21 protein-coding genes are annotated in these 22,124 nt (G+C 64.3%); 7 read left to right on the forward strand and 14 right to left on the reverse strand.

Going from position 1 to position 22,124, the window contains the following annotated elements:
* Positions 1 to 503 precede the first annotated feature (503 nt).
* Positions 504 to 1,667, reverse strand: a complete 1,164-nt coding sequence (locus tag M5J20_RS10950) for a LacI family DNA-binding transcriptional regulator (protein WP_253579539.1) — start codon at positions 1,665 to 1,667, stop codon at positions 504 to 506.
* A gap of 20 nt (positions 1,668 to 1,687) precedes the next feature.
* Between M5J20_RS10950 and M5J20_RS10955 the strand changes: the two genes are divergently transcribed.
* A complete protein-coding gene (locus tag M5J20_RS10955) occupies positions 1,688 to 2,497 on the forward strand; it encodes a CE1 family esterase (protein ID WP_253579541.1) in 810 nt (269 codons plus the stop codon).
* Here M5J20_RS10955 and rlmB read toward each other — a convergent pair.
* From rlmB to M5J20_RS10985, 6 genes are all read right to left on the reverse strand, one after another.
* Entirely contained in the window at positions 2,457 to 3,392 is a 936-nt protein-coding gene (gene rlmB, locus M5J20_RS10960) for a 23S rRNA (guanosine(2251)-2'-O)-methyltransferase RlmB (protein ID WP_253579543.1), read from the reverse strand. The two genes, M5J20_RS10955 and rlmB, sit on opposite strands and share 41 nt — an antisense overlap.
* Positions 3,393 to 4,775 (reverse strand): cysteine--tRNA ligase, encoded by a 1,383-nt coding sequence (gene cysS, locus M5J20_RS10965; protein ID WP_253579545.1) that lies wholly within the window; start codon positions 4,773 to 4,775, stop codon positions 3,393 to 3,395. It abuts the gene before it with no gap.
* Between the two features lie 18 nt (positions 4,776 to 4,793).
* Entirely contained in the window at positions 4,794 to 5,276 is a 483-nt protein-coding gene (gene ispF / locus M5J20_RS10970) for a 2-C-methyl-D-erythritol 2,4-cyclodiphosphate synthase (RefSeq protein ID WP_437177650.1), read from the reverse strand.
* A 52-nt stretch (positions 5,277 to 5,328) separates the two neighbouring features.
* Positions 5,329 to 5,772 carry a hypothetical protein gene (locus tag M5J20_RS10975; protein WP_253579547.1) on the reverse strand — a complete coding sequence of 148 codons (444 nt, stop codon included), beginning with the start codon at positions 5,770 to 5,772 and terminating at the stop codon, positions 5,329 to 5,331.
* 373 nt (positions 5,773 to 6,145) lie between these two features.
* Positions 6,146 to 6,910 (reverse strand): 2-C-methyl-D-erythritol 4-phosphate cytidylyltransferase, encoded by a 765-nt coding sequence (ispD, locus tag M5J20_RS10980; RefSeq protein WP_253579587.1) that lies wholly within the window; start codon positions 6,908 to 6,910, stop codon positions 6,146 to 6,148.
* 18 nt (positions 6,911 to 6,928) lie between these two features.
* Positions 6,929 to 7,519: a CarD family transcriptional regulator gene (locus M5J20_RS10985; RefSeq protein WP_253579549.1), complete on the reverse strand. Its 591-nt coding sequence runs from the start codon at positions 7,517 to 7,519 to the stop codon at positions 6,929 to 6,931.
* Positions 7,520 to 7,705: 186 nt separating this feature from the next.
* Here M5J20_RS10985 and M5J20_RS10990 point away from each other — a divergent pair, with 186 nt between their 5' ends.
* Genes M5J20_RS10990 through M5J20_RS11005 form a run of 4 tightly spaced genes read left to right on the forward strand, consistent with a single transcriptional unit; the run spans position 7,706 to position 11,241 of the window.
* Entirely contained in the window at positions 7,706 to 8,251 is a 546-nt protein-coding gene (locus M5J20_RS10990) for a hypothetical protein (RefSeq protein ID WP_253579550.1), read from the forward strand.
* Complete coding sequence (gene radA / locus M5J20_RS10995; RefSeq protein WP_253579552.1) at positions 8,251 to 9,597, forward strand: DNA repair protein RadA; 1,347 nt, start codon at positions 8,251 to 8,253, stop codon at positions 9,595 to 9,597. Before M5J20_RS10990 ends, radA begins: the two co-directional genes overlap by 1 nt.
* 48 nt (positions 9,598 to 9,645) lie before the next feature.
* Positions 9,646 to 10,698 carry a helix-turn-helix domain-containing protein gene (locus tag M5J20_RS11000; protein WP_253579555.1) on the forward strand — a complete coding sequence of 351 codons (1,053 nt, stop codon included), beginning with the start codon at positions 9,646 to 9,648 and terminating at the stop codon, positions 10,696 to 10,698.
* Between the two features lie 3 nt (positions 10,699 to 10,701).
* A complete protein-coding gene (locus tag M5J20_RS11005; protein WP_253579556.1) occupies positions 10,702 to 11,241 on the forward strand; it encodes a hypothetical protein in 540 nt (179 codons plus the stop codon).
* A gap of 472 nt (positions 11,242 to 11,713) precedes the next feature.
* Here the strand turns inward: M5J20_RS11005 and M5J20_RS11010 are convergent, their stop codons facing one another.
* Positions 11,714 to 12,466 (reverse strand): hypothetical protein, encoded by a 753-nt coding sequence (locus M5J20_RS11010; RefSeq protein WP_253579558.1) that lies wholly within the window; start codon positions 12,464 to 12,466, stop codon positions 11,714 to 11,716.
* A 12-nt stretch (positions 12,467 to 12,478) separates the two neighbouring features.
* Positions 12,479 to 13,078 (reverse strand): carbonic anhydrase, encoded by a 600-nt coding sequence (locus M5J20_RS11015; RefSeq protein ID WP_253579560.1) that lies wholly within the window; start codon positions 13,076 to 13,078, stop codon positions 12,479 to 12,481.
* A gap of 22 nt (positions 13,079 to 13,100) precedes the next feature.
* Between M5J20_RS11015 and M5J20_RS11020 the strand changes: the two genes are divergently transcribed.
* On the forward strand, positions 13,101 to 13,970 hold the full coding sequence (locus M5J20_RS11020) for an HhH-GPD family protein (protein ID WP_253579562.1): 870 nt from the start codon (positions 13,101 to 13,103) through the stop codon (positions 13,968 to 13,970).
* Between the two features lie 36 nt (positions 13,971 to 14,006).
* Here M5J20_RS11020 and M5J20_RS11540 read toward each other — a convergent pair whose 3' ends face one another.
* From M5J20_RS11540 to M5J20_RS11030, 3 genes are all read right to left on the reverse strand, one after another.
* Positions 14,007 to 14,480, reverse strand: a complete 474-nt coding sequence (locus tag M5J20_RS11540) for a type II toxin-antitoxin system death-on-curing family toxin (RefSeq protein WP_367614978.1) — start codon at positions 14,478 to 14,480, stop codon at positions 14,007 to 14,009.
* 5 nt (positions 14,481 to 14,485) lie between these two features.
* Entirely contained in the window at positions 14,486 to 15,061 is a 576-nt protein-coding gene (locus M5J20_RS11025; protein ID WP_253579564.1) for a Panacea domain-containing protein, read from the reverse strand.
* A 241-nt stretch (positions 15,062 to 15,302) separates the two neighbouring features.
* Complete coding sequence (locus tag M5J20_RS11030; RefSeq protein ID WP_253579566.1) at positions 15,303 to 15,473, reverse strand: DUF4236 domain-containing protein; 171 nt, start codon at positions 15,471 to 15,473, stop codon at positions 15,303 to 15,305.
* 25 nt (positions 15,474 to 15,498) lie between these two features.
* Here M5J20_RS11030 and M5J20_RS11035 point away from each other — a divergent pair, with 25 nt between their 5' ends.
* Entirely contained in the window at positions 15,499 to 17,070 is a 1,572-nt protein-coding gene (locus M5J20_RS11035; RefSeq protein ID WP_253579567.1) for an alpha/beta fold hydrolase, read from the forward strand.
* Between the two features lie 6 nt (positions 17,071 to 17,076).
* Here M5J20_RS11035 and M5J20_RS11040 read toward each other — a convergent pair whose 3' ends face one another.
* Together M5J20_RS11040 and M5J20_RS11045 are read right to left on the reverse strand one after the other, a co-directional pair.
* Positions 17,077 to 19,827 (reverse strand): ATP-dependent Clp protease ATP-binding subunit, encoded by a 2,751-nt coding sequence (locus M5J20_RS11040; RefSeq protein ID WP_253579589.1) that lies wholly within the window; start codon positions 19,825 to 19,827, stop codon positions 17,077 to 17,079.
* A gap of 154 nt (positions 19,828 to 19,981) precedes the next feature.
* Positions 19,982 to 21,733, reverse strand: a complete 1,752-nt coding sequence (locus M5J20_RS11045; RefSeq protein ID WP_253579569.1) for an AAA family ATPase — start codon at positions 21,731 to 21,733, stop codon at positions 19,982 to 19,984.
* Positions 21,734 to 22,124 lie beyond the last annotated feature (391 nt).

Consider the following 22,124-nt stretch of genomic DNA (forward strand, 5'->3'; position numbering starts at 1 on the left):
CACGTGGCCTGGGTGCAAAACGAGCTCAATGAAACACCCCGCCAAATCCTCAACGGCGCAACCCCACGTGAGATACTCCACGAAGTATTCAAACGTGGCGCAAACACCGCATGACACCGCCCCCTAAAAACCCGCCACTATTGGGGTCTGACTATGGGGGTACAGTTTGGCACCTCACCGGGCAGTACCCAACCCGGTCGCTGATCGACCTCAGCTCGCCCACTGCCGGGGAGAGACGCTCCGGGGCAGGTGTTCAGGGGCATATGTTTAGGGGCAGGTATTTAGAGGCAGGTATTTAGGGGCATACATGCAGGTAACATTTTTATTCAGTTTTTCGAGGACTACTGTCCAATAAGTATCTGACCAGCTGTTACGCCCCTAAACACCTGCCCCGGAACTGACCTGCGGGTATGCCCCTAAGCAAGGACCCCACCGGCGGGCCGCTGACCAGGCGAAACGTAATCCGCCGGTCAACCGGGATCAGCGCGCCAGTCCAGCACGCCTTAAACCGGCGGTGCCACGGTGCGGCCGGGGGAAATCTCGGTCTCGAGGATGATCTGGGCGGGTTGGCCTACAGGCCGATCGACCGACGCGCTGGCACCACCGCTCTCACCAGCCCTTTCCATGAGCGACCGCAGCAGCATGGCGGCCTCCTCGCCTTTCTGACGGTTCGGCTGAATAACGGTGGTGATGCCGCGGTGGAGGGCTTCGTCGATGCCGTCGAAACCCACGAGGGAGAGCGGCCCACCAGCGCCAGACCCCGCCCCACCAGCGCCCGACACACCAGCCCCAACGCCCACAACTCGCTCGCCGAACGCGGCCACGACGCCGAGCGCCATCGAGTCGGTGGTGCAGAACACGGCGGTCAGGTCGGGGAACAGGCCGAGCAGTTCGCGGGCGCCGTCGGCGGCGGAGTCGGCGTCGTTGAGGTGGCGGGTCACCACGGGCACCGGCCCGATGCCGGCCTCCGCGAAAACGTCCAACGCGCCCTGGACGCGCTCGCGCTGAACGTCGAGGTCGGCTGCGGCGACCTCGGTGCCGCCTGGCGCGGCCGCGCCCACGCCCCCAACCCCACCGCCCACGCCCCCAACCCCGCCGCCCGAACCAACCACCCCGTTGAACGGCGCGGAAAACATGCGTTTGGCGAGGATGCCGATGCGGGTATGACCTGCGTCGATAAGCAATTGGGCGCTGGAGCGGGCGGCGGCGTAGTCGTCAATGCCCACGAAGGGGACGTCCAAGGCCTTGGGCTGGTCGCAGACGACCAACGGCAGGCCGCGGGCGCGGGCGTCGAGAAGCTGGGGGTCGGAATCGGCGACGGAATAGACGACGATGCCGTCGACGATCGCGTCGTGCACACTCGCGCCCGCGGGGATCAGCGTGAGCGAATAGTCCGGCACGCTGGACAAACCGGCGAGGAAGTCGACGGACGCGCGGTCCTCGAACGCGAACGAGAGCGCCTCGGTGAGCACCACCCCGATCGCGCCTGTGCGCTGCGTGCGCAGGGACCGCGCCATCGGATCCGGCCCCGAGTACCCGGCGCGCTCGGCGGCGGCGAGGATGCGTTCGCGCAGCTCAGCGGACAATTGGTCGGGGTGGTTGTACGCGTTGGACACCGTCGTGCGGGACACGCCGAGCTCCGCGGCGATCGAAGCGAGCGATGGCATACCCGCATAGTATCTGCCCGGTGAAGCACAGCATGGAGATCGACGGCCGCACGCGCACCTGGCTCGAAACCCCCGCCCCCGAAACCCCCGCGCCCGCCAACCAAGCCGAAACCATCCTCTTCCTCCACGGCTCGCGCCAGAGCGGCAGCGTCGCGCGCAACTTCACGGACCGCCAGTTCGAGCAGCTCGGCCGCGTGATCTACCCGGACGGCGTCGGCCGCCACTTCAACGACATGCGCGTCGGCTTCCGCGAAAGCGCGCGCACGCTCGGCATCGACGACGTCGCCTTCCTCAGCGCGCTCCTCGAGCCGCACCCGCGCGCGATCGGCTGCGGCTTTTCCAACGGCGGCCAGATGCTGATACGCATGCTTTTCGACGCTCGTTACCAGTTCCGCGCCGTCGCCCTCTTCGGCGCACCCTTGCCTACCGACGACAACCTCATCCAACCCCAAGGCGAGTACACCCCCACCCCGATCCTCAGCGTGCAGGGAACCGCGGACCCGCTCGTGCCGTACGAGGGCGGCGAGAGCGGCATCGGCAACGACAACCGCGGTACTGCCCGCTCCGCCCAGAACTCAGCCGAGACGTTCGCCCAGCTCAACGGCTGCGACGACTACACCGACAGCCACAGCGCCGAAGACCACGGCGGCTACCGCGTCCAAACCTGGCACGGCGCGAACCCCGTACGCCTGGTCACTGTGTACAAAATGGGTCACATGGTGCCCGTCGGCAAGCAGTTGGATCCGCGCCTCGGCCCCGGCACCACCGCGACCACCGGCGCGGAACTGCTTACGCAGTTTCTAGACGACGCTGCCGCGCGAACTCGCTGAGCACCACACCCGCCGCGACGGAGGCGTTGAGCGACTCGACCCAGTCCACCATCGGCACGGACATGATCACGTCGCAGTTCTCGCGCACGAGGCGTGAAATGCCCTTGCCCTCGGACCCGACGACGATGACGACAGGGTCCTTCGCGCCGTCGAAAGTATCCAGCGTGTGCTCGCCGCCCGCGTCGAGGCCCACGACCATGTAGCCGTTGTCCTTGAACTCCTTCAGCGTGCGCGAGATGTTGACCACTTTGGCCACCGGCAGCCGCGCCGCCGTGCCTGCCGACGTTCGCCACGCAACACCCGTGACCTGCGCCGACCTGCGCTCCGGAATGATCACGCCGTGGCCGCCGAACGCCGCCGTCGAGCGGATCACCGCGCCCAGGTTGCGCGGATCCGTGATGTTGTCCAGCACCACGAACATCCCCGGCCCGTCGACGGACCCGATCAGGTCGAATACGTCCGCGTACTTGTACGGCTGAATCTTCAGGCCGATGCCCTGGTGCATGCCGTTGCCGGTCATGTCGTCGAGCTGCTGGCGCGGCACCTCGTGCACCGGCAGACCCTTCGAGTGGGCGAGGGTGACGGCTTCGCTCAGGCGATCGTCGTGACCCGTGCCCAGCGCCACGTACAGCGCCTCCGCCGGAACCTTCGCATGCAAGCACTCCACGACGGGGTTGCGGCCCACCACCAGATCCGCCTGCTCGCGCTCGTGCCGACCCTGGTCACGACGCTGCCGCTCCAGCTTCCGCTTGTGCGCCGCGTGGTACACGCGATCCTCCGCGCGCGGGGTCGCGCCCTTGCCCTCCAGGCCGCGGCGGCGCTGGCCACCGGAGCCCTTCGTCGCGCCCTTCTTGTTCTTCTTCTGCTTATCCGGACGCTCGTACGGTTTCGCCATTTACTTCATCTCCCACTTCGGGCCGTCGGGCGTGTCGGTGACCTCAATCCCCGCCGCCGCGAGCCGGTCGCGCACCGCGTCCGCGTCGGCCCAATCCTTGTTCGCGCGCGCCTCCGCGCGCCGCTCAAGCTCCGCCTGCACCAGGACGTCGAGCGCGCCGTGGGCTTCCTTGCTTTCCGACGCCTGCCATTCCCCCGGATCGATCCCCAACACCGCAGCCATCGCCCGCACCTGCGAAGCGAGTTCGCGCTTGCGATCCTGATCCGCGGTCTTGTTGCCCTCGCGCACCACGTTGTGGATCTCCGCGAGCGCGCGCGGCACCGCGAAGTCGTCGCACATCGCGGCCTCGAAGCCTTCCGTCCACGTGGTCGGCTCCGGGTACCCGGCGCGCTTCACAAAGTCCTCGATGCGCTGGTAGCCGGCCGCCGCCTCCGCGAGCGCCTCCGGCGAGTACTCGAGCACGCTGCGGTAGTGCGCGGAGCCCAAGTAGTAGCGCAGCTCCACCGGGCGCACCGGCATCGCGTCGATGGAGAGCACGTTGCCCAGCGACTTCGACATCTTCTCGCCGGCCATCGTGACCCAGTGGTTGTGCATCCAGAAATTCGCGAACCCGTCGCCCGCCGCGTGCGACTGCGCCTGCTCGTTCTCGTGGTGCGGGAACTGCAGGTCAAGACCGCCGCCGTGGATGTCGAACGTGCCGCCCAAGTACCACGTACTCATCGCCGAGCACTCCAGGTGCCAGCCCGGGCGGCCGTCGCCCCACGGTGTCGGCCAGTGCGGCTCCCCCGGCTTCGCGGCCTTCCACAGCGCGAAGTCGAGGGGGCTGCGCTTTTCTCCGATGGCGGCGCTCCTGCCGCCATCCGCGGTGCCACCCTCGCCGACCATCTCATCCACCCGGTTCCCCGACACCGACCCGTAGTCGCCGCCTGCCGCGACCCACGCCGGCACGTCGAAGTACACCGACCCGTTCGCCGCGTACGCGTAACCGTTGTCGATGAGCCGCTGCATGTAGTCGACCATCTGCGTAACAAACCCGGTCGCGCGCGGCTCCACCGACGGCGGCAGCACACCGAGCACGTTGTACGCGCGCGTGAACTCGCGCTCGTACGTGGACACCCACTCCCACCAGGGGCGCCCGTTTTCCGACGCCTTCGTCAAAATCTTGTCGTCGATGTCCGTCACGTTGCGAACAAACGCCACGTCGTAGCCCTGCGCCAAGAACCAGCGGCGCACGATGTCGAACGCGACGCCGCTGCGCAGGTGCCCAATGTGCGGCGCGGACTGCGGCGTGGCGCCGCACACGTACATCGACACGTGGCCGGGACGCACCGGTTCGAATTCGCGTTGCGACCTCGTCGCAGTATCGAAAATCTCTTGCTTCACAGCGTTCACCTTACTTCGCTACACCTGCACCAGCGCCGTCGCGATCGCCGCACGACCCTCGCCCGAGCCCGTGAACCCCATGTGGTCCGTCGTCGTCGCGCTGATGCTCACCGGCGCGCCCAGCGCCTCACTCAGCACGCGCTCGCATTCCCCCCGCACCGGCCCCATCTTCGGCGTCTGCGCGATCAGCTGCGCCGAAACGTTCAGCACTAGGAACCCATGCTTTCCGACGAGTGCTTTCAACTCCCCCAGCAACTGCACACCCTTCACACCGTCGTACTCCGGACGGCCCACGCCCACAAAGCTGCCGAGATCCCCCAGCCCGCACGCGCTGAGCACCGCGTCGACGATCGCGTGACTCACCACATCCCCGTCCGAGTGCCCCTCGCACCCGTCCTGGCCCTCATGCAGAATGCCCGCGATCCAGCATTCCTTCCCCGCCTGGATCTGGTGCGCGTCAAACGCGCTGCCCACACGAAGGTTGCTCATCTGCTCACTCATGCGCTCCACTGTAGAGCGCAAGTCCTGCACGTAGCGTTCGCCCGGCGCGCCCTTACCGCATCCGCGGCAACAGGAACGCCCCGATCGCGCCGCCAGCGAGCAGCACCGCCAGCACTCCGAGCACAACAGCGACCGGCGTGCTCACGGAGCTCCCCGGCTTACCCGTCGCACGATCCAGCTCACGACGCAGCTCCTTCAGCTCCTTGCGAGCCTCATCCGCTTCCTTCCCCTCTTGACGCTTAAGCTGCTCCTCCGCCCACTCAAACGCCTTGTACGCAGCCGCAACCTTCGCCGCAGCCTCCTCCCCACTCGCGACCGCCGCCTGCGCCGCAGTCACCCGCTCACGCACCGTTGCAACAACGGCTTCCGCCTCGTAGTTAGCCTCAGACGGCGGCTGAATCGCCTCCCAAATCTTCTGCGCCGCGGGGTCAACGTCGGCGGCACGCGCCGGCTCAGCAGCACCGAGCCCAAGCGTTACGACGATCGCAGCAGCCACCGCTGCTTTTCCAGTTGTGTGCATGAGAACTCCAGACAAGTCGGAAAGGAAACAACGACGGTTAATCCGCTCACCACATCGCCGCGCCCCACCTCCCCGTTAACCGCCACATTCACCAGAATCGATGCCGGGCATTTGGCCCGCGGAACGAGGGGTGGACTTACGATACAGTTAGCTCCGGTCACCCGAGGTTCACTCCCCCACCCTCTCCGCTTCCGACGCTGCCCCCAAGATGCGCCCTGTATGTGTGCCTTCCACACGTATGTCCGCCGAATCCTCTATGTAGCGCATTTCAGAAAAGACAAACCGCTACCCCTGCAGCGCGCTTCTCCCGCAGCGCCTGCCGCCCCGCGGCGCGACCCAGCAGCGCGCGCTACTCTCCGGGAACCTCAAACACAGTCGGCTCAGCCTCGTCAGTGATCGACGCAGCCAAGCGCAAATCAATCGGCGTCGTAATCTTGAACGCCATCGGATCTCCCTGAACCGTCACAACCGGAACGCCGTGCCACTCCATCAACGAAGCGTCGTCAGTGGCCACGAACCCGCGCTCCGACTCCGCGAGCGCAAAGTACTTTTCGTTCGCCTCCCGCAAAGCACGCAGATCAAAACCTTGCGGCGTCTGCACCGCTCGCAACGAAGAACGATCCGGCGTCCCCTCGACAAAGCCGCCGTCCCCAACAATCTTGATCGTGTCCGCGACCGGAACAACCGGCACGACCGCAGGAGCGCCGTCCAAAACCGCGCGCGCCACGCGCGCGATCATCCCGGGCGGCGTCAACGCGCGTGCCGCATCGTGAATCAGCACCACCGCGTCCTCGTCCGAAACCGCCTGCAACGCAGCCCAAATAGAATCCGCACGCTCCGCCCCGCCGTGAACGAACGTCGCAAAGCCCCGCTCCGAAAACCCGCCCAAAGCCCGACGCGCAACCGACTCCATCTCCGGCGAAACCACGACAAGAACCGAATCAACAATCCCCGACGTCTCCATCGCCGTCACGGAACGCTCAAGCAGCGAGCGCCCGCGAAGCGGAACATACGCCTTCGGCACGGGCGCGCCCAAGCGGGTCCCCTTCCCCGCCGCGGCAACTACCGCAACAACGCGCCGCGCGCCGGGCTCAGCACTCCGCGCGCCCCGCACACCTAGCGCCCCCGGCAACTACTCCTCATCCTCGTCGTCGAAGGAGAGATCGTCGTCCATGTCCAAGTCATCGTCGTCGAGCGACTCGCGCGGATCCTCGACGATGCCCGCCTTGATCTGCTCCTCGATGATGCTCTGGATCTCGGACTCCATGGAGGCGACCTTCTCTTCATCCACCGGCTCCGCCAGCGCGAGCTCGCCGACAAGAATCTGGCGCGCCTTGCCAAGCATGCGCTTCTCACCAGCGGAAAGGCCCTTGCCCTGGTCGCGCCGCCACAGGTCGCGGACAACCTCGGCGACCTTGTTAATGTCGCCGGACGCCAGGCGCTCCTGGTTGGCCTTGTAGCGGCGGGACCAGTTGCCGGCTTCCTCAACGTCGGTCTCACGCAGCACGGAGAAAACCTTCTGCAGGCCTTCCTCGTTCACCACGTCGCGAACGCCAACCAGCTCGGTGTTCTTCACCGGCACGCGAACTTCAAGGTCGGACTGCAGGATCTGCAGCACGAGGTAATCGAGCGTCTCGCCGCCCATTTCGCGCTGCTCAATATCCGCGATCCGCGCCGCTCCGTGGTGCGGGTACACAACCACTTCGCCGACCTTGAAATCCATGCGTTTCTCCTTTAAGTCCCCGGCCGCCTAGCGCAGCAGCACTAAACAACCACCCAACACTACACACCGCTCCAAAAGTTTACCCCCTGATTCTGCAGACGCACCGGAAACTGGGAAATGTGGGGCGGCTGCGAGTAGGGTGTGACGGAGATAGACACGCTCGCGCCCCAGCGCGCTCACCACTAGATGGAGGACACCCTCGTGAAGTCCCGTAAGCCGGTTGCCCTTGTGGCCGTCGTTGCCGCCTCCGCCCTCGCGCTGGTTGGCTGCTCTGCAGGTCAGATCACCCAGACCTCGTCCCAGGTCGCGGCCGTGGACGGCGCAACCGCCTTCACCGAGGATGGCGCTGTGTCCGTGCAGGATGTCACCGTGGTGCTCTCCGAGAACGGGGACGCTGCCCTGAAGTTCACCGCCACCAACCAGGACACGTCCATGAAGGACCACATCCTGATCTCCGCTGAGGTGGACGGCAACCCGGTCGAGCTCTCCTCCCGCCCGATCTCCTACAACTGCGTGCTGGTCGCCGACTCCGCCGAGGGCCTCGAGCGCATCCCGCAGTCCAAGGACAACTGCATCCAGTACGCCGCTACCACCGTGGCTAACGGCGATTTCGCGTTCGCGGGCAACGTCCCGGTGAGGTTCACCTTCGACACCGGCACCGTCGACGTGCTGGCCACCGTTGCTGCGCCGCTCCTGCCGTCCGGCCAGGTCGCGCGCGACGTGTCCAACTAGTGGCCAAAAAGGCCCGCGCCTCCCACACGTGCTCTGAGTGCGGCTACTCCTCCCCGAAGTGGCTGGGGCGCTGCCCGGAGTGCGGCTCCTGGGGCACGCTCCAAGAGAGCCCCAGCTTTACGACGCCTGCTTTAACCCCCTCTTCCCCAGCCCAACCCATCACGGCCATCGACGCCGCTGCGACGCAAACCATCACGTCGGGTATCGGCGAGCTGGATCGCGTGCTCGGTGCCGGCGTCGTCCCCGGTTCCGTGGTGCTGATGGCTGGTGAACCGGGCGTCGGCAAGTCAACGCTCCTGCTCGAGGTCGCCTCCCGCTGGGCCGCGCAGGACCGCCGCGTGCTCTACGCCACCGCCGAGGAGTCCGCCGGCCAGGTCCGCGCGCGTGCGGAGCGCACCGGCGCGCTTCGCGACACCCTCTACCTCGCCGCCGAGCCCCACCTCGACACCGTCTTCGGCCACGTCAAGGACATCAACCCGAGCCTGCTCATCGTCGACTCCGTGCAGACGATGCACGCCGCTGGTGTCGAGGGCGTCGCCGGCGGCGTCGCGCAATCCCGCGCCGTCACCGCCGCCTTAACGACGCTCGCAAAAACCACCAACCTCCCCGTCCTCCTCGTCGGCCACGTGACCAAGGACGGCAACGTCGCCGGCCCCCGCGTGCTCGAGCACCTTGTGGACGTGGTGCTCAACTTCGAGGGCGACCGGCAGTCGTCGCTGCGCATGCTCCGCGGCATTAAGAACCGCTTCGGCGCGACCGACGAGGTCGGCTGCTTCGAGCAGACCGCCGAGGGCATCCGCGAAGTCCCCGACCCTTCCGGCCTCTTCCTCTCCCACCGCGGCCAGACTCCCGACGGCTCTGCCGTGACCGTCGCCATGGACGGCGTGCGCCCCATCCTCGCCGAGGTCCAGGCACTCACCGTAGACCCCGTGAACAAGTCGCCGCGCCGCGTGGTCACCGGCCTCGACGCCAACCGCGTCCCCATGGTGCTCGCGGTGCTCCAGGCCCGCTGCGGCGAGCGCACCAACGACAAGGACGCCTACGTTGCGACGGTCGGGGGCATGCGCATCACCGAAACCGCCACCGACCTCGCCGTGGCCCTCGCCACCTGGTCCAGCCTCCACGAGACCCCGCTGCCCGCCAAAACCGTAGTCATCGGCGAGGTCGGCCTCGCCGGCGAACTCCGCCGCGTCCCCAACCTCGACCGCCGACTCCACGAGGCCGCCCGCCTCGGCTATACCCAAGCCATCGCCCCCGCGAGCCCCGGCGATTCCCCCTCGATCCCCGGCATGCGCGTCCTCGAGGCCGCAACGCTTGCCGACGCCATCGCCCTCCTCCAGCGCTAAAAAGAGCGACTATTGGGATTTTCCCAACTTTGTCCTACAATCAGCGGCATGGAAACCATTGCAACCCGGGTCAAGGCTGCCCTTTCGGCATCTCCGGAGACCCAGAAGTCCCTCGCGGCCAAGGTCGGTATGCAGCCGGACCAGATGTCGCGCGCCCTGTCCGGGAAGCGCGGCTTCGCCGCCGGCGAGCTCGCCGATATCGCCGATACCCTCGGCCAGGACCTGCACTACCTGATCACCGGCGAACCGGACCCGCACGCGATCGTCCTTGCCGCTCGCCACACTTACAACCCGGACACCGCCGAGCGCACCGTCCCATCCGAGGAGGCCGACAGGGCAGAGCTGGAGAAGATCCGCCTCGCCCTCATCCAGGCCGAGCTTGCTCCGGCACCCGAACTCCCCACCAGCGTCGATGCACTCGCGGATAAGCTCGGTGCCGATTTTGCTAGCAACTTTATCGATCGCGTCGAAGCGCTCGGTGCCATGGTGATTCGCACTAACGACCTTGGCACCGACTGGTCCATTAGTTTGCCTGGCACCCCCGTCATCGCGGTGAAGGCCACCCCGAACTGGTTCCGCCAGAACTGGAGCATCGCGCACGAGCTCGGCCACCTAGTCCTCCGCCACGACGGTCGAACCACCAACGACGAGGAGCGAGCCGCGAACGCGTTTGCCGCTGAGCTTCTCCTGCCCCGCTCTCTCCTAGATACTGTCACTTGGGATTCCGCCACTGCCGCCGACGTCGCCGCCTTCCTCTGGCGCTACGGCGTGTCCACCCACGCGCTGCGTAACCGATTGGTCAACGAGGGCATCACCACGAGCACCGAGGCCACAGAAGCCCTAGCGATGACCACTCAGGCGCTTCTGCGTGCCCACGGCAGCCTAAACAGCGACGGCTCTGACCCAGTCAGCGCCCGCATGACCGCCTGCTCGCAGCGCCACTTCCCCACCAAACTAATCGATGCCCACCAGCGCCGCGTCGCCGCCGGCACGCTCGCCCCGGGCACACTCGCGTGGATGCTTGGCGTCGATGCCGAAGAGCTCGCCCCTGAGCCCCCCGCCCCGCTTTCGGACGCTCAACTCGACGCCCTTCTCGCTTAGCACATGAGCCGCCCCCTTTTCGTCGACGCCTGCAGTCTGATAAATCTCAAACTCATCGATCGCCTCGACCTGCTCCCCGCTCTTTTCCCTACCCGTCAGTGGACCGCCACGATCCGCCGAGAGTGCATTGCCGCCCCCACCCACGACCCCCGCCTAGACAACTGGCTAGCCGAACTCGATGACATCCTCGGAGCTCCCCTAATTCCCAACGATGACGAGCACCGCGCCATTGAGGACTTACGGTTAGGCATGTCCACCGCCGGCGATCACCCCTACAAGCACCGCGGCGAGGCAGAAACCCTCACCATCATCGACCGCCGCCGCATCGATGCCTTCTTCCTTACCGACGACGGCTCCGCTCAAGCCCTCTGCACCTCTCCTCCGTATTACATTCCCACCGCGCAGTTCTTGCGCCTTGCTTGCCGACGCTCTCATCTCACCCCGGCCGAGGCTGTCTCTGCCTGCTACTTGCTGATCGACGCCGGCCGCAGCATCTCCCCCACCATCAAAACCCACGCCCAAGCCTCAGCTGCTTTCACTTAATCCCCTTACCACCCGGCCAGCACCCAGATTCCGGGAACCGCGATCAGCCGCAGACACTGTCGCCGCCGCAGCCCTCCCCCAGGCGCCTCAACCTCCCCCTAGGCCATGCCAGTAGACCCAATCGTCACATCAGCACCACTCGCCCCACTGGACCTAAACTCGCTAAGCTGAGAGCCGCATAAATTTCGGAATTCCTACGAACCCCACCCTTCCGGCGCAGGTCGCGAGATTGCTAGGGCCTTTCCTACGAGCTCGCCCCTGCCCATTGGTCTCCGAACCCCCGCCCTGAGCCAACCGGGCACCGCGATCACTCGCTCCCGCACCCCTCCCCCGGACAATGCGGTAAATAATTCCCCCGATACACATAATTGTCGCAATTCACGGAGAACATGTCCCACCCCCTGGTAGCTCTGTGGCTCCTGTGACTCGCACAGAGCTCCCGCCGAGCACAGCGCTCCCGCCGAGCGCCGCGCTACGTCAGATTGAACGGCGCCGGATCCGACGCGTTGTCAATGATCACCGCGTGCAAGTAGTACGCGCCCGGCCCAACCGGCTGGCGGTTCGCGCACTGGCCCGGCGCGGAACCCTTCTTAGACCAGCGCGCGTCGAACCCGCGCTCCTCGCCGGCCGGGAACTTCTGAACGCCAGTCTCGACGGACGGATAGCAATCCGTGTCCGCCCACACGCGCTCGTTGGAACCCATCGAGTAGACCTCGAAACGCAGCTGATCGTCGCCAACGTCAATCACGCAATCGGTGTCCGTCGGGTTTTTCACCGTCATGACCAGCTCCGGCGTCTCGCCCGCGCCATACGACGGCTGCTTCGTCCACGCCGTAATCACCAGGTCAGAAAGCTCGCACGAACCCTTCGCCACAACGCCCTCGCTCGGTGTCGGCTCCCCGCTCGCGGAAGCGCCCGAAGAGTCCGCCGCGCCCTCCGACGGCTCCGCGCCTTCCGACGCGCCAGCCGTCTCGGAAGCAGTACTCTCCCCACTCACAGAAACCGTCGGCGACGTCACCGGCGCCGGCTCAGTCGAGGTCACCGTCGCAGTCGCCGACGCACCCCCCGCGCCCGAGCCGCCGCCAGAACCAGACCCATCAGACCCAGCCCGCGCCCACGCCGTCAGCCCCCAGATCACCAGCGCCACCACCAGCAGCAGCACAACCAGGGCGCCGACGCGACGGCGCATGTAGATCTCGTCGGGAAGCGGGCGGTGGTTCGTCATGCCCCCACTTTATTAATCAATGGCCTCGTAGACGGTCTCGACACGGCCGTCCGCCAACCGGTAGCGCGCCGCCACCACGCCGGCCCCGCGCGCCGCGATCGCCGGCACGCGATCCGCGAGGTGCTGCGCCATAATCCGCGCGTGCTCCGCCTCCACAGCGTCCGCGTCCTGGCAACCCCGCGAACGCGCCTCCATCACCGAAGGCGCGATCTTCTCCACGAACACGCGCGTGAGCCCATGCGGAATCTCCGCAGTATCCACGGCAGAAATCGCCGCACCCACAGCTCCGCAACGCTCGTGCGAGAGGAACACCACCAGCGGCACACCCAGCGCATCCACCGCGTACTCGACCGACGCCGACACCGCCGCGTCCACGCACCCGCCGGCGGTGCGAATCACAAAAATGTCGCCCAGACCAGCGTCAAACAGCAGCTCAACCGGCACGCGCGAGTCGGAGCACGCGATTACCGCGGCCACCGGATCCTGCCCGCCGAGAATCTCCTCCCGACGCTTCGAGTCCCGACGCGGCGAATCCATCTGATCCACCGCGAATCGTTCGTTGCCCGCGGTCAGCTCGTCCCAGACCTCGCGGGCTGTCAAGGTAGTAGGCATAGCCACTATTCTGACACTCACCGTGAGCACCGAACAGCTAAATCCCCAAACAATCATCAATTGGTACCGCGCGAACGCCCGCCCCCTGCCGTGGCGCGCGCCCGGCACCACCCCGTGGGGTGTCCTGCTCTCCGAGGTCATGTCCCACCAGACCCAGGTCGAGCGCGTCGCCCCGACTTGGCAGGACTGGGTTCGGCGTTGGCCCACACCGCACGCTTTCGCACAAGAGCGTATCGACGAAATATTAAGAGCCTGGGGCAGCCTCGGCTATCCCCGCAGAGCCCTCCGCCTGCACGAATGCGCCAAGGCCATCGTCGAGCACCACAACGGCGAGGTCCCCGACAACGTCGACGACCTCCTCGCGCTTCCCGGCATCGGCGATTACACCGCCCGCGCCGTCGCCTGCTTCGCCTACGGGCAAAACGTCGCCGTCGTGGACACCAACGTCCGCCGCGTCTACGCCCGCGCCGTCCTCGGCCGCGCGAACGCGAAGCCCCGCAAATCCGAGCTCGCCGACATCGCGGCCCTCCTCCCCACCACGGACGGCCCCACCTTCAGCGTCGGCCTCATGGAGCTCGGCGCCCTCGTCTGCACCTCGCGCGACCCCCGCTGCCACGCCTGCCCCCTCGCGCCCTCCTGCGCCTGGCTCGCCGCGGGCAAGCCCGCTCCGCTTTCCGACGAACGCCTCCCCCGCCAATCCTTCCAAGGCACCGATCGCCAAGTCCGCGGCAAGATCATGAAACTACTGCGCGAGTCCCCCGGCCCCGTCCCCCAGCACGCCGTGGACGCCGTCTGGCCCGACGACGCGCAGCGCTCCCGCGCCCTGTACTCCCTCATCGAGGACGGCCTCGCCGAGCAAACCCCCGACAACCACTTCCGCCTCCCGCACTAACGCGGCCGGCGACTTCCAACCCGCTGCCCCCGGGGCCTAGACCGACCACGCTTGAAGCTTTCGAGAAACAGTGTCGATGGCCACTTCGATGGGGATGGTCGGGTCAACCGCACGAGTCACTAATTCTTCACCCTCGATCGCACTTGGTGGCGCAACCCTAATCCCTTCCACGCGAAGGTAGTAAAGAGCCAGGTTTAGTGCAGTTCTCTTGTTGCCGTCCAAGAACGGGTGATTACGGGCCGTCCTCGTAAGTAACGATGCAGAACGATCAAAAATCCCTGGGTAAACCAGCTGCCCAGCAAAAATTTGCATCGATGTAGAGACCGCCGACTCTAAAAGTGGAAGGTTCACCCCATAACCTAGGTATGGATGCCGAACACCGTCCGGCCCAGCGCGCTCTCCGCATCGTCGATTGAGGATGCACGCCCGTTCTACCAGCAGCGTCGAAACTACGGCCTGATGACTCCCCGGATCAAAGTGGCCGCCCGAGGAGCCGGCCAGATAGCCCACTGAAATTACCTATCTGCCAACCGCAAGAAGGTCTCGGCCCAGTCGGCCTCCAGCTCGGCTTCCGCCTCGGGATCTAGACCCCAGCTCAGCGCATCCAGCGAATCGGGTCGAAGCGGAGCCGACGGGACTGCGGAATCCGTCCGTGCCTTATCGGAAAAAACGTTCCGGATATCGGTAACCGACATCGCGTTGCTGCACGAGGCATCTTCAGGCAAATCTCCTCGGGCAGCCAACCAAGCCGCATCGTGGCTCCAATTGCGCAGAGTCCACGAGTTCTGGCCCGCATAGAACTCTACAACCGCCGCAACTACCTCACGCTCATAATCAGAGAGGTTCGACGAGTTCCCCAGCGGCTGAGCCAGCGTGGAACCGTGAAGAGATTTGGTAGCGACTAGCTTGTCCCACAGCGCGCGGGACACCGGACCGTGCTTCCATGCCTGAAGCTCGTCGGTAAAAAGAGGCCTTCCGCTCCACGCAAGGTGCCAGCCTTGAGCGAAATAGCAGAGCTTCATGAGCTTCAAGTTGTCGACGCCACCAGTCAACTCATTAACGTACTGGCCGATATCGTTCGTGCGTGCCACGGAAGCCTCCTTTCCTAAGTAGCCCAGCCTCTCATTCTTGAAAGCAAGTAGCCCCCATTATGGCCCGGAGGCATTCCAAAATCAAGCCCATGACCAGCACATTTAATGTCCCCCAAGTACCCAGTTGACACGTCAATGCGGTAACTATGTTCCGAAATGCAATTATTTGCCACAATTCGGAAAAACGGGGTCCCACCCCAGACCCACAGGTTCGCCCCGCGCCGCGCCCAGCGCCCCGAACCTACTTCCAGCGCCCGCGGTACGTCATTCCGCCCGGCAGCTTCACCCAGACTCCACCGCGGGAGTTCACCGTCACCGGCCCAACTTTCGTGGAGACGGAAGCTCCCGTGCCCGTCTGGTTAATCCACACGTTGCGGCCGATCTTGTGCTTCTTCCTGTACTGAACACCCATGCGCGAAAGATTACACTCAAGCGCCATGCCACTCCCCCGCTTCGCGCGCTCCACCAGAACCACCATCGCCGCCACCACCACCGCCGCACTCCTCCTCAGCACCGCACCCGCGCCCGCCACCGCCCTAGAACCCGACGCCAGCTCCGAAGCCCTCTCCTCCCTCGCCAGCTTCGGCTTCTCCATCCTCGGCGCCCTCGCAACCTCCGGCGCCCGCCTCGCGGACACCTCGAGCAAGCGCCCCGGCCCCGCCCAAGCCACCGAACCCGGCCAACTTGGCGACAAAACAAAAGTCCCCGGCGCCCCGCGTATCCACCGCATCTCTTACTCCACCACAAAGGAGAACGGCCAAGTCGTCTCCACAACCGGCGCGATCTACGACACCCCAAACGCCAAGGGCCTCATCGCTCTCGCCCCCGGCACCCGCGGCATGGGCAACCAGTGCGCCCCGTCTGCGCCGGCGGGTATGTTCCTCTCCATCACGGACGGCTCCGTGAACGTGAATTACGAAACCCCGGTCGTCCGCGAGTTGAACAAAGCCGGTTACCGAGTTGTCGTCATCGACTACATCGGCCTCGGCTCGGAGGGCACGCACACGTACCTCAACCGCGTCGAGCAGGCCCACGCGCTTATCGACGCCGCCCGCGCCACCGCCAAACCCAACGAGAAGATCGGCTTCTGGGGCTACTCCCAAGGCGGCGGCGCGGCGGCGGCCGCAGCGGAGCTCGTCAACGATTACGCCCCCGAGCTCAATGTGGTTGGCACGTTCGCGGGCGCCCCGCCTGCGGATCCGATCGCGGTGCTGGAGCAGGCGCCCGAGGGCATCACGGATGTGGTGGCGAGTTTCGCGGCGGTGAGTTTCGCCAGCACCTACCCCGAGTTCGACGAGGCGTTGAGCGCGGCGCTTACCGACGAAGGAAAAGAAGTCCTCGCCGGCCTGGGCCAGGCGTGCATCCTCGACGGCCAGCGGGCGCTGCCCAAGCCGTTCGCTGCCTACACCACCGACGGCCGCACCCTTGCACAGATCGCGCGTGCCGACGATCGCATCATGCGCTACCTCGACCACAACAAACTGGGCACGGTTGCCCCCACCTCCCCGATCATGGTGCTGACCAACCCCGACGATGACCTGGTTCCCGAACCCCAGGCCACCCAACTCGCACGCGATTACTGCGCCCTCGACGCGCCGGTGGAGTACCGCAGCGTGATCGTCCCCGGCACCGCCACGATGCCCTTGTACACCAAGGCCGACTTGAGCTCCGCGCTGATTGTGAACAACACCCCTACCGCCGGCCACGCCACCCCGCTGGTGCTGGAGACCAAGAACGCCGCGAAGTGGATGGACGAACGCTTCGCCGGCGAGCCTTTCGACCAGAAGTGCCCCGGCGAGACCGGCACCGTGGTGCTGAATCCGGATGACGATCCCACCGATGTCGAGGTCCACCTCAACCAAGTAGAAATCGCCGCCATCGTGCTTGGCACGTTGACGGCGATCACGGGCCTCGCGCTCGGCGGTGCCTACCAGGCGTTCACGACGGGCCTGCTCGACCCGTTCCTTGATCCGCAGATCAAGGCCTGGCTGACCGCCGTGCTTCCCTAGCCCCCGCTACGCGGGTTCGACCGGCCCACGCCCGTCCTCGTCGAGCTCGCCGCCGAAGTCGTCCCCGTCATCCGGGTTAGCCTCATCGCGCTCATCCGGGAACTCAGATGCCTCGCTCGGCTGCTCCACGCGCTCCGGGTCGATCTCGCGGACTTCTTCCTCGATGTCCTGCTCGACCTCGTCGAAGGTGTCTGCCGGCAGTGGCTTCGGGCGCGGGGTGAACGTGAACGTTGCACCCTCGGCGATCTTGCCGCGAGCCTCGCGAGCGGCCTCTACGTCGCCGTCCCAGCCTTCGACATCCACGGTGATGATCTCGCCGGCACCGATCTCGCCGAAGAGGATCTTCTCGGAGAGCACGTCTTCGATCTCGCGCTGGATGGTGCGGCGCAGCGGGCGCGCACCGAGCACCGGGTCGAAGCCGCGGAGAGCCAGCAGGTTCTTGGCCTCCTCGGTGAGCTCGATGCCCATGTCCTGCGCGGCCAGGTTCTTGTCCACGCGGGCGATGAGCAGGTCCACCATCTCAACGATCTCTTCCTGCGTGAGCTGGCGGAACACCACGATCTCGTCGATGCGGTTGAGGAACTCGGGGCGGAAGTGCTTCTTCAGCTCATCGTGCACCTTGTTCTTCATGCGCTCGTACTGCGCGTCCGTGTCGGTGGCGGTGTTGCCGCTGAAGCCCAGACCCACAGCCTTGGAGATGTCGGAAGTACCCAGGTTGGAGGTGAAGATCAGCACCGTGTTCTTGAAGTCCACATTGCGCCCCTGGCCGTCAGTGACGTGGCCCTCCTCGAGCACCTGCAGGAGCGTGTTGTAGATCTCCTTGTGCGCCTTCTCGATCTCATCGAAGAGCACCACGGAGAACGGCTTGCGGCGCACCTTCTCGGTGAGCTGGCCGCCCTCTTCGTAGCCGACGTATCCCGGAGGAGCACCGAAGAGTCGCGACGCAGTGAAGCGGTCGTGGAACTCGCCCATGTCCACCTGGATCAGCGAGTCCTCGTCGCCGAACAGGAACTCGGCGAGCGCCTTGGACAGCTCCGTCTTACCCACACCGGACGGGCCGGCGAAGATGAAGGAGCCGGAGGGGCGCTTCGGGTCCTTGAGACCCGCACGAGTACGACGGATGGAGCGGGAAACCGCCTTGACCGCCTCGTCCTGGCCGATGATGCGCTTGTGCAGCTCGTCTTCCATGTGCAGCAGACGGGAAGACTCGGACTCGGTCAGCTTGAACACCGGGATGCCGGTCCAGTTCGCCAGCACCTCGGCGATCTGGTCCTCGCCGACCTCAGCGATCTCCTCCAGGTCGTCCGAGCGCCACTTCTTTTCCTTTTGAGCGCGCTCCTCGCCGAGCTTGCGCTCGGTGTCACGCAGACCCGCGGCCTTCTCGAAGTCCTGGGCGTCAATCGCCGCTTCCTTCTCTTTGCGAACCTCCGCGATGCGGTCATCCACCTCGCGCAGCTCTTCAGGCGCGGTCATGCGCTTGATGCGCATGCGGGCGCCAGCCTCGTCGAGGAGGTCCACGGCCTTATCCGGCAGGAAGCGGTCGTTGATGTAGCGGTCCGACAGGTTCGCAGCCGCCGACAGCGCGCCGTCCGTGTAGGACACGCGGTGGTGCGCCTCGTAACGGTCGCGCAGACCCTTGAGGATCGTGATGGTGTCCTCGACGCTCGGCTCGTCCACCTGCACCGGCTGGAAGCGGCGCTCAAGCGCGGCATCCTTCTCGATGTGCTTGCGGTACTCGTCCAGCGTGGTCGCACCGATGGTCTGGAGCTCGCCGCGCGCCAGCTTCGGCTTCAGCAGCGACGCCGCGTCAATCGCGCCCTCAGCAGCACCCGCGCCGACGAGCGTGTGGATCTCATCGATGAACAGGATAATGTCACCGCGCTGGTTGATCTCCTTAAGCACCTTCTTCAGGCGCTCCTCGAAGTCGCCGCGGTAACGGGAACCCGCCACCAGGGAACCGAGGTCGAGCGAGTAGACCTGCTTGTCCTTCAGCGTCTCGGGCACCTTGCCGTTGGCGATGTCTAGGGCGAGGCCCTCGACGACGGCCGTTTTACCGACGCCCGGCTCACCAATCAGCACCGGATTGTTCTTCGTGCGGCGGGAGAGCACCTGCATGATGCGCTCGATTTCCTTATCACGGCCGACGACCGGATCGAGCTTGCCCTCCTTAGCAGCGGCGGTCAGGTTACGACCGAACTGGTCGAGCACCAGCGACGACGAACGCTCGCCCGACTGCGGGCCGCCAGCGCGTGGGCCTGGACCCCCGGCGGAGGCACCAGCCGGCTGCTGCGGGGACTCGGGGTTCTGGCCCTCGCCACCCTCGTAACCGGAAAGAAGCTGGATAACCTGCTGGCGCACGCGCGGCAGATCGGCGCCGAGCTTGATCAGAACCTGCGCGGCGACACCTTCGCCTTCGCGGATGAGGCCTAGCAGTAGGAACTCGGTGCCGATGTACTTGTGCCCCATCTGGAGGCCCTCGCGAAGCGAAAGCTCGAGCACTTTCTTAGCGCGTGGGGTGAAGGGGATATGGCCGGTCACCGGCTGGGTGCCGTGGCCGATAATGTCGATGACCTCGCGGCGCACGTCCTCGAGGTTGATGCCCATCGACTCGAGAGCCTTGGCTGCTACACCTTCGCCCTCCTTGATAAGCCCGAGCAGGATGTGCTCGGTGCCCATGTAGTTGTGGTTAAGCTCGCGCGCCTCCTCTTGGGCAAGGACGATGACTCGGCGTGCGCGATCAGTAAATCTTTCGAACATGAATTGCCTCTCTGCCATCGCAACAGCGGAATGTTATTGACTTCTTCCCACCATAACCACGGCAGAGAGAAAACAATCCCATGTTGTTGGTCTGCTAAAACCGAATCCGCTAAAAGCCCAGCTAGAGGCATGATCGCCTCTAGCGATCGCCAAGTTAGACAGTGCGTTGTTTCGGAAACGCAGCTCGGGTAAGAGATTGATAACCACCGGCCAGCCGATCGCGTACGGCCTCTGGGTTTATCCGGCGAAGCCGATCATCAAAACCTCTGAGGAGTGGCTTTCCCTTTATCCAGCGGAGTGGATTTTCATCGACCTTCTCTCGTGCAACATCCATCACCTTCGAAGGGTTAAAGGTCCCTTTTCTCATGTCAACCCCAAATAGCCCTTGATTCGCCACGCAATTCGCTAGATCTGCAACCCCAGCTGGCTTGCGCTCAGCGATTACCTCCTCTCGAATCTCCAGAAGATTCTCAAACGCCAACCCAAATCGTTTACCGAACTCCTGAAGGAATTCATCACTTAACTGCAGACTTTCTGAGTCAGGACCTTCTGGAATGTATACGTACACGTCCTCCACTTCGTCTGCCAAAGAAAGGAAATCTTCCACGGCTTCATCGTCGAAATCCCGATCTCGGTAGACCACAATGGGCAGATCTGGCTCGGATGCACGAATGTACTTCACCAGCACTTTTACCGCATTGCGGTTGGACGATCCATCGTAGGTGAGAATTGAAAATGTGTTATCAACCCATCCATTGGAGATTGCGAGACACCGCATAATGTCCGTCCCTTGACTGTCCTCTGTGAGGATAATCCCCCTAACGTTCCGACGGTCATCGATTTCTGATAGGTCGAGCGCACCAAGTTCCATTAAGTTCTGGACAGTCGATACATCGGCTGATCTCAAAGCACCGTCGCTTAGCCAAAACAGGGACGCATCTAGAGATTCAGCTTCGTCCACGATATGCCTCGAATGCGTCGTCAGAATGACCTTACATTGGTCTTCCTCCGCAACCTTCGCGAGGGTTTGAATCAACTGTCTCTGATTGGATGGGTGCAGGTGGGAGTCTGGCTCATCCAGCATTAATAGGTTCGGGGAATAGAGACCGACATAGGTCAGAATCTGCACAGCCTGAAGCACTCCAGTGCCAGCTAGATCGAGGCTAATTGGGTTACCGTCACCAAAGGTCACGGTGCACTGGATGTGTTCATCGTGATCCGGATTGAAAGCCACCTGCACCTTAATTCCCGGAAAAATTGAATCAAGTCGTTCCAAGAACGTCTCCCATTTCTCTTCAGAATGGGAGTGGAGTAGATAAACGAAATTACGGAGATAGTTGTTGGAGTCTCCCCGGGCGGCGGCTTTCCTGAGGAGCCCCGGCGAGCGATACTCTTCCGTCGCCGAGATCCCGGCTAGACCGGGGGCAAGAATGCTGAAAAGTGAGTCGAGGCCTTGAATCTCCCGTCCTAGATCCTCACCTTTCGCATCGATTGTTACATTCTTATTGCGGCCGCGCCTGATCTCAATATCGCACGCGACACCCCCTTTACCTTCAAATCTTGTCGCCATGCCCGTGCTTTGAGAAAATTTTCCGAACTTTCCTAGAGTCGAAGGGTCCACCACTGGCGTATAGATTAATTGGTTTGCAGGTAAGGAGCTTCCAATTTTGTCGTTCTTCCAGGAAAGTTTGCGACCGTTAGCATCAACGATTAGTGCAATGCTTTGTAGAGCACTGATCCCGAACTGGAGGCCCTGAATAAAGGAACTTTTGCCACTGTTATTTGGCCCCACCAGGACGTTTATGTTACCCAATTCAAGGGTAAGCTCGTCTAGGCGTTTAAAATTCCTGACACGAACCCGTTCAATAATCGTGCGAGTAGGGTTGGGGCCGGCATTTTGAGGCATGTGCTTCTTCCTTTGATAGTGCGGGGAGTCTTGGGAATTCAAACCAGCGCGCGGGTCCCCACGAGACCCTGATGGAGCTGATCGGACTAATGGAGCACCGTCCTCCTCCACCCTAGCTGGCAAGATCGTGCTTAACTCGCCATCACGAAATTTCAATTTGGAACCGACAGGCGGGCGAGAGATTGGCTAGGAATGGAGACAAACCTCGGACGGGCTTAGCCCAGCTTGCTTATATTAAAACCAACTCAGGGGGTTAGACCTTCTTGATGATCGGACTCGTCGGCCTCGACTGCTTCCGCGTCGGTTCCCGATTGAGAGCTGGCAAAATCTCGGCTAGGACTGATAATAATCTTTCGGTACTTCTCATCCGGTCCGATTGCCCGGTTCGGCA

The organism is Corynebacterium stercoris (assembly GCF_024160105.1).
Taxonomy (GTDB): domain Bacteria; phylum Actinomycetota; class Actinomycetes; order Mycobacteriales; family Mycobacteriaceae; genus Corynebacterium; species Corynebacterium stercoris.